Source organism: Photobacterium rosenbergii (genome assembly GCF_003026455.1).
Taxonomy (GTDB): Bacteria; Pseudomonadota; Gammaproteobacteria; order Enterobacterales; family Vibrionaceae; genus Photobacterium; species Photobacterium rosenbergii.
In genome coordinates this window covers 64,194-80,302 of sequence record NZ_PYMB01000013.1, presented here as the reverse complement: position 1 = coordinate 80,302, position 16,109 = coordinate 64,194, and the positions used below count along the sequence as shown (strand labels likewise).

11 protein-coding genes are annotated in these 16,109 nt (G+C 47.3%); 6 read left to right on the top strand and 5 right to left on the bottom strand.

Annotated features, from left to right (window positions below; translation table 11 throughout):
• Positions 1-74: 74 nt before the first annotated feature.
• On the bottom strand, positions 75-1,037 hold the full coding sequence (locus tag C9J01_RS20125) for a YhfZ family protein (RefSeq protein WP_107299931.1): 963 nt from the start codon (positions 1,035-1,037) through the stop codon (positions 75-77).
• Positions 1,038-1,292: 255 nt separating this feature from the next.
• Between C9J01_RS20125 and gltS the strand changes: the two genes are divergently transcribed.
• A complete protein-coding gene (gene gltS, locus C9J01_RS20120) occupies positions 1,293-2,519 on the top strand; it encodes a sodium/glutamate symporter (RefSeq protein WP_107299960.1) in 1,227 nt (408 codons plus the stop codon).
• Positions 2,520-2,577: 58 nt separating this feature from the next.
• On the opposite strand, the gene C9J01_RS20115 is transcribed toward gltS, so the two are convergent.
• Positions 2,578-4,077: an EAL domain-containing protein gene (locus C9J01_RS20115; protein WP_272898733.1), complete on the bottom strand. Its 1,500-nt coding sequence runs from the start codon at positions 4,075-4,077 to the stop codon at positions 2,578-2,580.
• Positions 4,078-4,424: 347 nt separating this feature from the next.
• Here C9J01_RS20115 and C9J01_RS20110 point away from each other — a divergent pair, with 347 nt between their 5' ends.
• Positions 4,425-5,378 carry a SphA family protein gene (locus tag C9J01_RS20110; RefSeq protein ID WP_158264576.1) on the top strand — a complete coding sequence of 318 codons (954 nt, stop codon included), beginning with the start codon at positions 4,425-4,427 and terminating at the stop codon, positions 5,376-5,378.
• A gap of 304 nt (positions 5,379-5,682) precedes the next feature.
• Positions 5,683-6,393 (top strand): hypothetical protein, encoded by a 711-nt coding sequence (locus C9J01_RS20105; protein ID WP_107299928.1) that lies wholly within the window; start codon positions 5,683-5,685, stop codon positions 6,391-6,393.
• 20 nt (positions 6,394-6,413) lie between these two features.
• On the opposite strand, the gene yidA is transcribed toward C9J01_RS20105, so the two are convergent.
• Positions 6,414-7,223 (bottom strand): sugar-phosphatase, encoded by an 810-nt coding sequence (gene yidA / locus C9J01_RS20100; RefSeq protein WP_107299927.1) that lies wholly within the window; start codon positions 7,221-7,223, stop codon positions 6,414-6,416.
• 477 nt (positions 7,224-7,700) lie between these two features.
• On the opposite strand from yidA, the gene C9J01_RS20095 reads away from it, so the two are divergent.
• From C9J01_RS20095 to C9J01_RS20085, 3 genes are all read left to right on the top strand, one after another.
• Positions 7,701-10,157, top strand: coding sequence for a family 20 glycosylhydrolase (locus C9J01_RS20095; protein ID WP_107299926.1), 2,457 nt, complete (start codon positions 7,701-7,703; stop codon positions 10,155-10,157).
• Positions 10,158-10,411: 254 nt separating this feature from the next.
• Positions 10,412-11,890, top strand: coding sequence for a putative basic amino acid antiporter YfcC (gene yfcC / locus C9J01_RS20090; RefSeq protein ID WP_237157026.1), 1,479 nt, complete (start codon positions 10,412-10,414; stop codon positions 11,888-11,890).
• A gap of 96 nt (positions 11,891-11,986) precedes the next feature.
• Positions 11,987-12,991 carry a succinylglutamate desuccinylase/aspartoacylase family protein gene (locus C9J01_RS20085; RefSeq protein WP_107299959.1) on the top strand — a complete coding sequence of 335 codons (1,005 nt, stop codon included), beginning with the start codon at positions 11,987-11,989 and terminating at the stop codon, positions 12,989-12,991.
• A gap of 76 nt (positions 12,992-13,067) precedes the next feature.
• Here C9J01_RS20085 and C9J01_RS20080 read toward each other — a convergent pair whose 3' ends face one another.
• On the bottom strand, positions 13,068-15,215 hold the full coding sequence (locus tag C9J01_RS20080; protein ID WP_107299924.1) for an FUSC family protein: 2,148 nt from the start codon (positions 15,213-15,215) through the stop codon (positions 13,068-13,070).
• A gap of 9 nt (positions 15,216-15,224) precedes the next feature.
• A complete protein-coding gene (locus C9J01_RS20075) occupies positions 15,225-16,106 on the bottom strand; it encodes an HlyD family secretion protein (protein WP_107299923.1) in 882 nt (293 codons plus the stop codon).
• Between the last annotated feature and the right edge of the window lie 3 nt (positions 16,107-16,109).

Here is a 16,109-nt window from a genome sequence, read left to right as displayed (position 1 = left end):
TTGCCTCAAACCCAGGCTGGTTTTTTTTGCGGTGGATAATGCTGAGCCCACGTTTAGCTAATGCTCGTACATATTTAACTAATGGAGGTAAACGCCTTGTGGTAAGGGTCTTCTTCAACAAAAGCCTGATGCTGGTTTTGCACTATCTCATTGCTGTCAATTTCATCCAGCAGTGCATTGAGTTCTGGCCTATGGGGGTTGATCACCAGTGTCGCAGCCGATAATTGCTGATGTGACTCAATCGCTTGTTGCTTTTTCAGTAACCGGGCACAAAGGCCCGCATGCTCTAACGGTACCGGGCTTGAGGTCATGTGCCATAAGCCAACATCGGCTTCTTTGTTGAGTATTCGGGCCGGGATTTGGCGAAAGTCGGTTTCAATATATTCGAAGCCTTCGCTTTGCGGGAATTCTATTTTGGTCAGCCTGACATGATCCGAGGAGTGGCTATCGATGGCAACTTTGGTGGGTTGGGTAATGTTTTTACCCGTGACGGCAACCAAGCGATTCATGGAATAGTAGGTATCTGGTGCTAGTACCTTGATGTGGTTTTCATCCAGTGGTGTCGGCATATTTTGGGCTGCCCCCAGAGAAACCAGCGCAATATCAAATTCGCCGGACAAGACTTGTTCTATCCGTAACTCACCACCGGGCCGGTTGCTGATGAAGTAGGGGATATTCAGTTTGCTAAGCTTATCGGTGATATGACGGATAACAATATCAATCTCGATGGCACCGCTGCTCGGCATGATTAATTGTACGGGCGGTAATTTTGCAATATTCCAACACAAGCCGGTATCCAATTGGGTGATGATCCTACCCATATGTCCTTTGGACTGGGTGGATAGTGCCATGGAGTCCTTGAGCATTTTTAGCGCCCGCTGCATGGTACCAGCGACAATCCCGTAGCGCTCATTGAATTGGGTATTGGTCAGTAGCTTGCTGCCTAGCCCTGACTGCAGGGCATGAATAACAATATACCGTTTGGCATTTAATATAGCTTGGTCATCGACAATAGCAGGCGACTTGGTACTGGGCATAAAGGGATTACCACTCAATGAGTTATGGCTACGCTAAAATGATTGTATCGAAATCAGCATTAACATTCTAATGCTCTGTCGTCCTGCTTCTGAGTAGCTTTTAAGAAATTAATCATAATGAGATTGTCTCACTTTCCATAACACAGATTCTTGCGTGCCAGTCAGCGTTTATTGACCTTAAAAAGGCTATTTTTAATAGACTTTTGCTAGGGTTAATGAAAGCTTTAGGAACGATAAGGGTTTAACTGTATGGAAATGGATTGGGTTAACGGTATTTTGAGGTTTGATTCCTTTTTTGCCGTCACCATCGGGATCTTGGTGCTGTTCGTCGGTCGGCAGCTCAATAATGTCTTTAGGCCGCTTAAAGAGTTTAGTATTCCAGAGCCGGTCACTGGCGGTATCTTGTTTTCGGTGATCATCGCAATAGTTTACAGTGTCAGTGATGTTGCCATTGAATTTGATTTGGTCGCCCGTGATGTGCTTCTGGTGTACTTCTTCACGACCATAGGTATCAATGCCAGCCTGAAAGATTTGCTCAAAGGCGGCTTACCTTTGGTCATCCTGCTCGCTATTACCATTGGCTACATGATGGTACAGAACTTCACTGGTATCGGAGTGGCCAAAGCCTTTGGCCTTGATAGCCCGGTAGGGATGCTGGGAGGCAGTGTTTCTTTAATTGGCGGCCATGGTACGGCGATTGCTTGGGCACCGAGAATTTCGGAAGGCTATGGTATCTCCAATGCGATGGAAATCGGGGTGGCCTGTGCAACCTTTGGTTTGATCTTGGCGAGCTTAATGGGTGGTCCTATCGCCAAGTTCTTGATCACCCGCTACGATTTGAAGCCTGAGAAAAAAGAAGCACTCGATGTCGGGGTCGATGATGATAAAGCAACTGGCAATATTACCGGCTTTGATTTTCTCGATGCAGTTTTCTCTATCCATGTTTGTGTCATCATCGGGTATATCCTCAACGAAGCGATTGCTGAAATGGGCTTGCAGCTACCGCTGTTTGTCACCTGCTTGTTCGCCGGTATTGTAATGACCAATATCGTATTTAGGGTCAATATCCGCCGAATTACCGGTACGGATTGGCCGGCAAGAAAACCGGCAGTAGCGTTGATCGCTGATATTGCGCTGGGTACTTTCCTGGCAATGTCACTGATGAGTATGCAATTGTGGACGTTGATTGACTTGGCTGGGCCGATTTTTGCCATCTTGACCGCACAGTTTATCGTGGCGGTATTGATCAATATCTTTATCGTCTTCCCAGCGATGGGGAAAAACTACGACGCGGCAGTGATCTGCTCTGGCTTTGGCGGTATTTCGCTAGGCTCGACGCCGACAGCGATGGCAAACATGTCTGCTGTTTCCCAGCGATACGGTAACTCACACTTAGCCTTTATCATCGTACCGCTGGTGTGTGCGTTCTTTATCGACTTGGTTAACGCCTTGATGATCCCGTATTTCTTGGCGAATTTCTAAGTTAATAAATAGCTTCTATATAAAGGCCCAGCTCTATGGAGCTGGGCTAATATTGGTGTTAAGTGGCACTCACGAAATTAGAATAGTCACTTATGCTCAATGGCCTGCTATGTAAGTACCCCTGACTGAAATCAATCCCGAGCTGGCGTAATAAATCCAACTGCTGCTCCGTTTCTACCCCTTCAGCCACGATGTTGAGCTTCAGAGATTTAGCGATACCAACAATGTGTTTGACCAAACTCTGTTTGAGCGAAGGTGTTTCCGCTCCCCACACAAAGCTCTTATCGATTTTCAGGGTGTCGACACTCAGGTCGCGTAGCCCCTCTAAGTTGGAAAATCCCGTGCCGAAGTCGTCGATAGCCACTTTGAAACCCAGGACTCTCAGTTGTCTAACGCCTTCCTGTAATGCAGCAAAATTGGTGATCTGCTTTTCGGTCAACTCGATGGTAAAGAAGTTGAAGTATTTTACCGGTAGGCGCCGGCATAGGGTGCGAGCTAGGTGGCCGGAGGCAATATCGTCGGGAAAAGCATTGATAGCGACCTGATATTTGCCGAGTAGTTTAGCGAACGATAATTCTTTGATGCACTTGGTCACCACCAAGGTGGTCAGTTCGCGAGTCTGGTTGTTTTTTTCTACGATATGTATAAATTGATCAGGCTGAAGCATGTTGCCTTCTGCATTATTCCAACGGCAAAGCACTTCACAACCGCTCAAAGACAAGTCGTTCATGTTGATGATAGGTTGGTAGTGTAACTGTAATTGCTCGTCTTTCAGTCCGGTTCTGACTTGACGAGGTAAGCTGTATAACCATGCATGCAGTCGACTAGAGTAGATCGTCGTTAGCATAAGCACGGTAATGAGCAGCATCGATAAAATGAAAGTGACATTTCGCTCGCTGCTAAAATACTGCTGGATGTCAATCGCAATAACTTTGCATTCATTACTTGGTTTGTTGTTACAGCTTTTAAGCAGCCAGTAGCCTAACTCATACCACTGCTGGCCAGAGTTATGCAGTGTATGATCGCTTAATTGAAAGTCCTCCGAACCATAGCTGTAAGCTGTCTTACTATTAACTAGGCCATATACACGGTATTTCAGCCATAGAAATTCGGTTTGGCTATCCCCTCGTTGATAATCTAAAAATGCGAGAAATGCACCTTTTTGAACGGTACGGCCAGTTAACTGACTTTCGAAAATTGGAATATCTTGGTTCAAAACTACTCGTACACCTTTTTGTGTAATCCAGTCTGGCTCTTGCAAGGGGATAGGTGTTGGTAATGAGCCCATGTATGCGGTACAAATGATTTTGTTATTTCGAACTAGTGCAAAATTGGTCAGGTTTTTTGCATTATAGTCAGATGTTTGTAGTTTATTGATTAGCTCTTTATTGCATTCTAATCGTTGTTGAAATTGATTATTGAGAGGGGCTAAATGTTTTTTTATATCATGGTTGAAACCATTCGATAGTGTGTCAATTTGATTTGCTGTTGCGTCAAAGTAGTTCTGCCAGCTACGAATGACAGACAGAGAAATGAGAGGAATTATGATAGCTAACATAAATAGCCAGCTGAGTAATACAAAAAAGGGCTTTTTGATGTGACTAAGCCTCTTGATTTTTTTCACTATTATCACCTTCAAGCCGCAGAACAAATTTAAAGCGGGGAATGATAATGGCTATGAATGTTTTGTCTATAAATATTTCGTCAATATGACTTCATATATGCAAACATAGACTCCAATCCAGTATAAAGCCTTAAATTAACACGGGCATTTCATTGGGGAGATAAACGTCAGGCTGAGGCAATATTCTCAACGCCGAATTAGGTATTTCTGATTTATCATCTATATTTCAATCTATTGGGGTAGATAGGAAATCATTTATGTGTGCTTATTGGGTCAGTGGTATGCGTAACCTAGGCTTAGTCTCAATGACTTGGTTGGCATCCATGGGTTTTTCTTGCCAAGTAAAGGCTGAAGAAGGTGCAAGTGGTCACTATCTGCCTGGAAGTCTGTCCTCAAGGATAAATAAAATCCCGTCCAATAAATCAGTAAACATTTTTGTCGATTTGAATGAGTATGAAGGCAAGACCGATGCTGGGCTAACCGTTCCTGTGGCAGGTTTGGCGGTTAATGATATGGATGTGAAAGACCAAACCTATTCACTCAATATTATTTGGAACCCGGGGATTGAGTTAAATGGTGGGGGGCAATATGCGATGGCTCTCGTCTTGCCATATCGCTCACTGGAAGTCTTTGCAAATCAAGCAAACAATGAGCAAGCGTTTCGCCTACAGGATAAAAGTAGTGGCCTTGGCGATATTATGATTTCGCCGTTAATGCTCAGTTATCCACTCTCTGAATTTTGGCAATCCGAACTGCATTTTAATGTTTATGCGCCGACAGGGAGTTATGAAGTAGGGCAGTTAGCCAATGTTGGTAAAAATTATTGGAGCTTTTCACCTGTCGCTTGGCTGCAATATATTGAGCCAGTAACAGGGCAGGAATTTACGCTGTCGGGCGGTATTGACTGGAATACCAAAAATGATGACACCGACTACCAGACGGGTACCCAAATGCACATTGATTCGACTGTCATTCAATATGTTCCTTTATTTTGGGGTTTTACTGGGTTCGGGTTATCGGGTTATTGGTATCAGCAACTCAGTGACGACTCAGGTAGTGGGGCGAAACAAGGAGGGTTTAAGGCAAAATCGGTAGGTCTCGGCCCTATTCTTAGTTATAGGGGGAAATGGTCTGGGCGAGCTGTTCGGGCAGAGCTAAAGTGGATTAATGAAATGGAAGTTAAAAACCGAACTGATGGGGACTTTATCTCCTTTAAGTTTTCAGCCCGGTTTTAGCTTGGTTGATCTCTTTCGCTACCGTTCAAAGTAAAAGTGCCACTCAAAGGGAAATTGTGTATCACATATAAGACATCTTAGGAATTTGAGTCCAAAAAGCATTCGCAATCACTAAGATGTGAGTAATAATACTTTTCCCACCGGACGGGATGATTTTCTTGATACATCCCTCTGTAAAGTTAAGCAGTTAGGCTGTAGCAAGATGACTTATTGCCTATGGCCGTTATGCTTGCTATCCCGCTATTTTATCCGCAGCATCAATGTCTCTAGGTACTTATTTACTTTTTATTGAGTTGATGTGGTTATGGCAGCGATGATGTATCAGCCGACATTCGATCTTATCGAGTCGCTGAGTGATGAGCAGTTGCAGCAAGCAATTGCTGACAGGCTTAACAAGCAGTTGAATAATAAGGATGTTGCCGATCAAACTGCACAGTTTTTTATGGACTATCTACTCAACTGGCAGGCTGAAACTGTTCCGGTAGAGCAAGTAGAGAGTATTCTTGCCTTTTCGTTTGGTAACAGAGTTGCCCCAAATGGTAATCAGCACCCGGGGCCGATGAATGAGGCAATTGCCGATACCGTGGTATCTTTGTACCGCCGAACAGCTGTTCCAGTATACGCCCAGTGGGAAGTGGCCGAGGCGATAGGCAACCGTATCCCGGCGTGTGATCTTCATGCTATCTACCCGCGATTTTCCGGCAAGGGAACAATGAAATACCTTTGCACTCTAGGAGTCGCTGAGAAAGCGGTATCAATAGCCGGAGGTGTAGAAGGCATGGGCAAGACTGCTGTGGTAGCTTTTTTTGAGCACAGCCTACGCACTGTGGATACGGCGCGTGATGCCGGTGTCGATGCGTACCTTCCGCAGGGTTTGGACATGCCGAAGCAGTTCGACCCTGACTCAGGGCAGGCCTGGACACGGGATCAGCAAACGTATGTGATGCATGAAATCCGCACCCGGGCGACCAATGAGCGAGACCGGATAATTAAGTCAAAAAAAAGCGAAGGTTAACCCTTCGCTTTTTTATTGATTTATTTGCCTAGCACAAATTCTTCAATCACTTTCGCCACACCGTCGTTGTCGTTGGTGTCGGTGACATGGTTGGCAATAGCTTTGATATCGTCGGTGGCATTGCCCATTGCAACGCCCAGACCGGCATATTTGATCATGTGGTGATCGTTGCCTGCATCACCCATACAAATGACTTCGCTGGCATCCAGACCCAAATGCTCGGCTAGCATAGCAACGCCAGTGCCTTTGTTGCTGTTCGGGTTCATCAGCTCAAGGAAGAATGGGGCACTTTGTACCACAGTGTACTGGGTGTATAGGCTCTCTGGCAGTTGGTTGATTGCTGCGGTAAGCACCTCAGGGTCGGCAACCATCATGACTTTGATCACTTCCTCATCATCAGCCAACTCGGCAAAGTCTAGGACTGTGGTAGGTACACCGTTAATGACTGATTCATGCTCGGTGTACGGGTTGTTTTCTGGAGTGATAAGGCCACGCTCAGGAGTGAATGCGTGAATGAAAGTCCCGAAGTCGCTTGCAAGGCTAGCGATGTTCTTGGCGTCACGGCCTGTCATGATTTGCTTGCGGATCACCGTTTTGCTTTCAACGCGCTGTACCAGGGATGCGTTGTAGCTCAGGACATAATCATTTTCACCAGTCATACCCAGTTCATCGAGGTACTTAGTCATTCCTTCTAGCGGGCGGCCAGAAGCCAGCACGACTTGCACGCCGTTATCTCGCGCGGCCTGAATAGCCTGTTTAGTTCGAGGAGAAATAGCTTTCTGCGAGTTAAGCAGTGTGCCGTCCATATCAAGGGCAACCAGTTTATACATTGACTTGTCCAATCAGTGAGAAATTTTAGAACCTGCATAGTAATCAATTTTTGTGATCAACTCGACATCCTTTGATGATGTTGTTGTGACATTTCAAACTTGGTTTGATGTGTGTCAACCGGTTGTCCTCCACACCTGATAGTAAAGGTCAAAGACACAAATTGTTACTTTTATGGAAATGGAATTAAGGTATAAGTTTTTGAAACTAATCACAAAAATGCCTTATTGATACCTTGCTTTCTAACATGTATTAAGTGGTTGTTTTGTTTGGTTATATTGCTATTAATACCCAATATATGTGTGAAACTATCAAACAATGAACGGTTATTTGTGGCTTTTCTCACTGTTTAATTCGCATGGCGAATTTAATATTTCGGCATCCAACAAGGGGGGAGTGAGAAGGTATCCAGCCCTACCCCAAATCCATGCTGGGTATCTGCCCCGATAAATAATGATGAGTATGTCTGAGGAATGATCATGAAAAAAACGATCTTGTCTGCTTTGGTAGCCGGAGCCATGTTGTCGCCAGCAGTGAATGCTGCAGCCCCGAATACCGATTTGAATCTAATGCCTTACCCGCACTCTGTAGAGCTTCGTGAAGGCAAGGTCGAAATTAATGGTGACTTTAAGGTATTCATCAAGGGTTACCAGTCGGATCGCGTAGCTTTTACCGCCAAGCGACTGCTTAAACGCCTTGAGCGCCAGACCGGTGTCCCTATGCTAAATCCCTATGTAGATAGCGAAGACAAAGCGACACTGGTTATCGATATCGAACAGGCGCCGAAAACTGAAGTACAAACGATTGAAGCAGACGAGTCATACACACTGACGGCAAAGAACGGCAAAATTGTCCTGTCCTCCGAGCGTCCTTATGGTGCTATCCGCGGTATCGAGACCCTGCTTCAGCTAGTTGAAACCGACGCGACGGGTTACTTCGTACCGGAAGTTACCATTGAAGACACACCGCGCTTCCCTTGGCGTGGCGTGTCTTACGATACCTCGCGCCACTTCGTGGAAATTGATGTGATCAAGCGCCAGCTAGATGCAATGGCCTCGGCGAAGATGAACATTTTCCACTGGCACATCTGGGATGATCAGGCAATCCGTATTCAGCTAGATAGCTATCCGAAACTTTGGCAGATGACGTCTGACGGTGACTACTACACCAAAGACGAAATTCGTGGGGTCGTCGAGTATGCCCGCAACCTTGGTATCCGCGTGATCCCTGAAATATCCCTGCCAGGCCACGCTTCGGCAGTCGCTCATGCTTATCCGGAGCTGATGTCTGGTGGTGAAGGGCAAAGCTACCCGCACCAACGTGAGTGGGGTGTGTTTGTTCCTCTGATGGACCCGACCAACCCAGAACTTTACACCTTCTTGGGTAAAGTGTTTGACGAAGTGATTGAACTGTTCCCGGATGAGTATTTCCACATTGGCGGTGATGAGCCGAATTACTCTCAGTGGACAGAAAATGAAAGTATTCAGGCTTACATCAAAGAGAAGGGCCTAGACGGAAACCACGGCCTGCAATCTTACCTCAATGCCCGTGTTGAGAAGATGCTTGATGAGCGCGGTAAGAAGATGATTGGCTGGGATGAAATCTGGCATAAAGATCTGCCAACTTCCATCGTGATCCAGAGTTGGCGAGGGCATGACAGTATCGGTCGTGCCGCACAGGAAGGTTACCAAGGTATTCTTTCTACCGGTTATTACCTCGATCAGCCTCAGCCAACTAGTTACCACTACCGTAACGACCCAATGCCAACCGGTATCACGGTTGATGACAAGTTGCATGACGGTGAAAAGTTCGCCACGTACGAGTGGGAAAAACCGCGTACTAAGGGCGGACCGCGTAAAGGTCTGATCACCATTATTGAAGATAAGGATGGTAACTTCCGCGCCTTTACAGATTACAACGGCAAATCCCGTGAAGAGGTATACATTGTTGAATATGTGCCGGGTAAAGTGTTCCGCGGCCACTTTGACAACTTCATGTCTTACACCGAGTTCAACCTAGCATTTGATGGCCCAGAACTGGCCGAAACCAGCTACCAGTTGATTGGTAACGTTCGCTGGCCAACCACTGGCAAAATGATTGCCGGGACTGAGATGGAAGGTACGGTGATCCCTGAGCCGGATGGCGGTTACCCTGCTGATTTGACCGATGAAGAGCAGAAGCTGATTTTGGGTGGCGAAATTACGGCTTGGGCGGAGAACTATGACTCGATGACGGTTGAAAACCGCCTGTGGCCGCGTAGCTACGCTATTGCCGAGCGTTTCTGGTCGCCAGAAGAACTGACCGATGAAGACAGTATGTACCAGCGCATGGCAGCTATCGATAACTGGTCAGAAATCTCGCTTGGCCTTCAGCACCATAACAAAGCGATGATGATGTACAAGCGCCTGGCAAATGGCAGTGATGTCCAGCCTTTGGTGGCATTGGCAGAGTACACCGAGCCTGCACAGTACTATGCACGTAACTGGGAAAAATGGATCCAGACGCCTAACCACGGTGATCTGTACAACCAGTATGAGCGCCTGAACCGTTTTGTCGATGCACTACCAGTTGAGAGCCATGCGGTCTATGAAATGGAGACGTTGGCTGGTGAGTATGCCGATGGCAACAGTGAAGCGCTGACTGCGCTGAAAGCACATTACGCTAAGGTGTTGAGCGCAGCCCAAGACGCCAAGCCAATTCTTGCGGCCAATGTGGCATCGGTTGATAGTGTAGTGATTGCTGAGAAAACTATCGAGGTTGCACAAATGGGGCAGGCATTGATTGCCAAGTTGGAGCAGAATCAGTCTCTTAGCGAGCAAGAACAAAATGAATACCTAGCACAACTGCATAATGCAGCAAAAATATATGACGAAGCGATTGTTGCCATCGTCAAACCAACAGAAATGCTGGTAATGCAGCTTAGCAACACAAAATAACCACTCGTTATTCATCACATTGATAAACAATATAAAAGCGCGCCAGTGATGGCGCGCTTTTTGTTTTTGTTAGTCATTTTTACTTGAGGAAATCATTCGTTTTGGTGATAAAAGTGCGCAAGTAGCACTTTTGCAAAATATGATTGACATTGTATGCAAAATTATCGATATTTTATTCTTCATTTTTAAGCTGTAGATGAAGAATTATAATGAGCGATACAACATCGGACGTTGTCCAAAACAAAACCTGGAAAATGCCAGATACCCTGGTATTGATCTTCTTTATTGGCCTGTTGGCGACGGCAATCACCTATGTCGTACCTGCAGGTATGTTTGAAACCCAAGATATCTCCTATATTGCCGACGGCGCAGAAAAGACCCGTACCGTGCTTGATCCCGAGTCGTTTACCTACGCAACGGACGAGCAGGGCGAACTGGTCTATAACAGTGTTGGTTTGTTTGCCAGCGGTGGTGGCATTGGCCTGATGAACTTTGTGTTCGAAGGTTTGGTGTCCGGCTCTAAATGGGGTTCGGCCATCGGTGTTATCATGTTCATGCTGGTGATCGGCGGTGCTTTTGGCATCGTGATGCGTACCGGTACCATTGATAACGGTATCTTGCGCTTGATTGACCGGACCAAAGGCAGCGAATCCCTGTTTATCCCTGTGCTGTTTTCCCTGTTCTCACTGGGTGGTGCTGTATTTGGTATGGGTGAAGAGGCGGTGGCATTTGCCATTATCATTGCCCCGCTGATGGTCAGGATCGGTTATGACGGTATCACAACCGTTATGGTGACCTACGTCGCGACCCAGATTGGCTTTGCTGCATCATGGATGAACCCGTTTTCGGTTGCAGTCGCCCAGGGTATCGCTGGCGTTCCTGTTCTTTCGGGTGCCTCGGTCCGTATTGGCCTTTGGATCATGTTTACCATCATCGGTATCGCATTCACCATGTGGTACGCCAATGGCGTGAAGAAAGATCCGACCAAGTCATTTAGCCTAAAAGGCGATGTTCACTTTAAAAACCAAGAAGCCTCTGTGACATCATCCCGTTGGAACTTGGGTGATACCCTTGTCATGATCACTGTGGTTGCGACTATGGTGTGGGTGATTTGGGGCGTGGTAGCGCATGCCTGGTACATTCCTGAAATTGCTTCCCAGTTCTTCACCATGGGCTTTGTTGCCGGTTTGATTGGCGTTGTCTTCCGTCTAAACGGCATGACAGTCAATGATATGGCAGACGCGTTCAAAGAGGGCGCAAGCATTATGCTGGCACCGGCAATCTTGGTCGGTAGTGCGAAAGGTATCCTGCTTATCCTTGGTGGTGGCGGTGATGCGACCGAAGCCAGCGTTTTGAACTCTATCCTAAGCAGTGCTGGTAACGTTATCGGCTCGCTGCCGGAAGTAATGGCTGCCTGGTTGATGTATGTGTTCCAGTCAGTGTTCAACTTCTTTGTGACTTCTGGCTCTGGTCAGGCTGCACTAACCATGCCGCTGATGGCGCCACTAGCTGATTTGGCAGGTGTGACCCGTCAGGTTGCGGTACTGGCATTCCAGTTGGGTGATGGCTTTACCAACATCATCGTACCAACGTCAGCTTCTTTGATGGCAACACTGGGTGTGTGTCGCATTGACTGGGGTGACTGGGCGAAATTCGTATGGCGCTTCATTGTCCTGCTGTTTGTGCTGTCATCTGTCATTGTCGTGAGTGCACATGTGATGGGCTTTGCGTAATAGGCGATAAATCGATTAGAGTGAATGGGCAGGCAACTGCCCATTTTTTTGTAAATGACAAAATTCAATACCATGGGGATGGAGAGAATGGCGGAAATGAAGACCCGATACACCGATGATGTTTTACAGGGCCACCAAGTGATCACCCGGCTGGATGTCGACGAACTACCTGTAGGTTGCCACCGCTTTTGGTTCCGTCCCCAGGAAAACGGCATCGGTCAGAGCTGGCATTTACCGGTTGTGGTATATCGAGGTGAACAGACAGCCGATGCGCCCAAGGTCATGATAACGGCGGGGGTTCATGGCGATGAGCTAAACGGGGTGATCACCGCGCAGAAAATCATCCAACACCTTGCCGAGCAGGTGGTGGCGGGAACGGTGGTTATAGTCCCGACCGTCAATGTGTCTGGTATGCTGATGCACACCCGTGATTTTATTTTGTCCGACCCTGATGCGTCACCGACCAACTTGAACCGCATTTTCCCCGGCAACCCAGAAGGTGATGCGGCCCAGCGATACATTGCATCCATTTGGTATGACTTACTGGCTCCTAATGCGGATATCGCGGTAGACCTTCATACCCAGACACGTGGTGCAGCATACCCGCTTTATGTGTTTGCGGATTATCGTATTCCCCAAACCGTGAAAATGGCTCGACTGATGAACCCCGATTGTATTTTTGATGATCCGGGCGATGACGGTGTGTTGGAAACCGTATGGAACCGAAGTGGGGTGCCTTCCATAACTGTGGAAGTCGGCGCGGGGAAGGTCCTTCAGCCGGATATGATTGCCCGGTCTGTTGATGGTGTTATCAACATACTCAAATCTGAAGGTGTGCTCGAAGGGGGAGTCAGCCAGCCACAGTATGAATGCTATGAAGGCAAAAAAATCTTCACGGTAAGGGCGACCCTAGGTGGCTTTGCATTGCCACAGGTAGAGATTGGCGATCGCGTTGAAATAGGCCATTTGGTTGCGGTGCAATACGATAGCTTTGGTGATGAGATACAACGCTATCACGCCCCGGCTAGCGGATATGTGCTGAGTGTAAACCTCGACCCGATGCGAGAGCCGGGTACCTTGTTAGTGCGTTTGATCCAATAACTCACTAAAGGCATTCTGCTAAATGCCACCGCCAGCCGAATCTTGGGCTGTACGGTGGCGTTTTGCTATGTGAGGGTTAAACGGCAAAAGGTTGTAGTCGCAAATGGTGAACCTCGCTTTTTTGCACATTGCTGCTTAGTGATTTCAGCGATGCGATAAGCAGTTTTAAGGATGTCAGAAGCCTATAACTGGCATCGACATCCTCCACATTGAGAGCAAATTGCAATACTGACTCTCTATCTAGCCCGATTAAGTAATGCTGGAGTTCACCCAATAAATCATCAAGTTGCTGCTGGTGGGCTGTCAATGCCTCACTGATGATTGATTCTTCTAATATACCTGCCAGCGAATTCATAATCTTTGCAACCAGCACCTCTATAGCTTTTGAGCGGGTGGAGAGTTGCCAACGTTGGTGGTTGTCTTTAAACGCCCAATAGAGCAGGCAGGCTTTGTATGCGCTATTGATCAGCTCGCTGACTTTCTTAGCATCCACTTCGGGGTAGGTGGCCCAGTTTATTCTACTTGCCGCATTCTCTGCCATTGCGACCGAGCGAAGCGGATCAGGATAAAACTGGAAGGACTTGCTAGGGGCGCAGTGTCTATCCATTGCGTGTTTTAGACCGCTGCGCAATCGCCCCAACTCCCGTAAAAAGGTAGACTCCGGTGTATTGGGGAACACCAAATGGTTGATGAAGAAAACAATCAACATTACAACAATGATGAGGATCAACTGCAGGAGGGCTAGTTGGATATCGTACACGGGTGTCAATTGCATCGCCCCACTTGTCATCATTATTAACAGCTGGCTACCAAGCATGCGCTGAAGTACCTGTTGTGGTTGGTTCAACAGGTACCAAATGCCAAAGGCGTTAACGAAATAAAAGGCTGCAAGTTGCCAGAGTTCGGTCAGCATAGGCATTAGCAGGACATATTGGGCAAGGACGAACAATGACCAGCCGAGCATGGAAAACAGCAGGGTCTTGACGTTGGCAAAGGGCAATGACAAAACCACGGTACTGAGTATGGCACCGAGCAGTACGATCATAGCACCGCCGGGCATAGGTATCAGTAGCCATAAAGCGATACATACCCAAATCACCAGGAAGGCCTTCAATGCTGCAATAGCGCTGTCTGGGCGAAATACCCATTTCTCCTTGTAACGGCGCTCTTTACTTGTCTTTTTTGAGTTGGTCGTCCCAGTCAAGTCGGAAAGGGCCTCTACTATGTCAAACTGCAGTTGGTCCAACTCAGTAAGAAGTGTGCCTAAAATCAGGGTTGCGCCATGTTGATTTTGGTTGTTTACACCATGCTGTGATGAATTCAGTAAAGACACCTGACAAGGCATTGCCTGAATACCTATTGTTCCGTTTTTCGGCTTATTATCAAGTATCGCCAAGGCGGTATGTGCCCTTTGGCTTAGCCTATCTATTAAGGATGCCAATACGGCTGTTTGCCCCGGTGTTACTTTCTCTTTTATTTGGTCATTGAGTTCTGCCAAGTGGCCACATAGCAAAGCCCATTGATTTAGCTGCCTAAGTAAGGCTTGCCACTTGGCGTAATCCTGAGTGATGTGATAGCTGTCGGCACTGGCCGCGTAGATTAAGTCTTCCAAGCGGGTTAATTGCCTAAGGCTATCACCCAGATTGAGCTCCTTGGTAAAGCTTCCCTGTTCAGCAAGCTCGTCTTTGGCAACTTGAAGCTGTTTGATTTGATTATCGAAGTAAAGCTGTAGGGTTGAAATAACCACTGTTCGGCTGGAGCTTGGCCACAATAGGCTGAAGACCAGAGTAAAGCAGAGGATACCGAGAACGGTTTCCTGAACCCGTAACACGGCCATCGAGAAGGTGAGTTCTGGTAGTAGCTTGCCCATGACTAACACCAATGAGCACACCATCAGGCAGATAGTCCACATATAACCACTTCGTGGGTTTCCTTGCAGATAGACACAAAGGGCAGCAAAAAGACTGTAGCCAAGCAGGAACGGCAAAGGTTGCTGGGCAAAACTTGCCACCAGAATAAAAGCTGCCATGACCCCGATTAAGGTACCCACAAGGCGGTGGCGGCCTTTTTTCAACGAGTGCCCCGAGGTTTCTGTTGCTGCCATAACGACGACAGCGAAGCCTGCCCAATAGGGACGTTCCCAGCCTAGCCATAGCGCACTGACTATGGCCAAAGTCAGGGCAATAGCCACTTTTAGCGGCAATATACAACGTGGGTTGAGCATGGCAAGTCCTTACAATGCAGTTTGACGGTGCGATTTGTTGATCATGATTGAAGCGGTAGCCCCGACCCGTAACTGTATTGGTTCCGGAACGTTATCAAGCGCAACTCTGACCGGTATTCGTTGTGCAAGACGGATCCATTGGAAATTGGGATTGACGTTAGGCAATAGAGAAACGCCGGTGCTGCCATCTTGATGGGCGATTCCGTAACCGATACTTTCGACCGTGCCCTGAAGCGGGTGATCGCCATAGGCCATCAAAGTGACAACGGCTTGCTCTCCGAGTGCAACATCATGGATGTCAGTTTCCTTGAAGAAACCTTCAATCCAGAAACTGTTTTTATCGACAAGGGCAACGACCGGTTGGTTGGCTACCACCTGGCTACCCATTCTCAACGTAAGATTGGTAATAAATCCGTCTACCGGCGCGGTCACTTTAGTAAAACTGAGGTTGAGTTCGGCTTCTTCTAAAGCAGCTTTGGCGACCATGACGCCAGCTTGGGCTGATTCGACAGCATTGTTTAGCTGGCTGAGTGACAGTTGCGAAATAGAGCCCGGCTGGCGGCGAGATAGGGAGTGGCCGCGTTTGGCTTCATCTTGGGCTTTTTTCAATAGAGCTTGTGCTTGACTGAGGCTGGCATGGGCTTTAGCTAGTGCCGCTTTGTAAGTACGTGGGTCGATTTCAAACAGTAAGTCACCGGCTTTCACTTCACTGTTGTCATGGATAGCCAGATTAATAATTGGTCCGGTAACACGTGGGGTCACTTGAATAACCTGAGCGCGGATCTGGCCATCACGGGTCCAAGGGTTTTGTAGATATTGCTGATATTTCCAACCAATGGCGGCAATGGCCAATAGCACCAGGCAAAAGGTGACGCTTAAACGTTTGAACAAAGT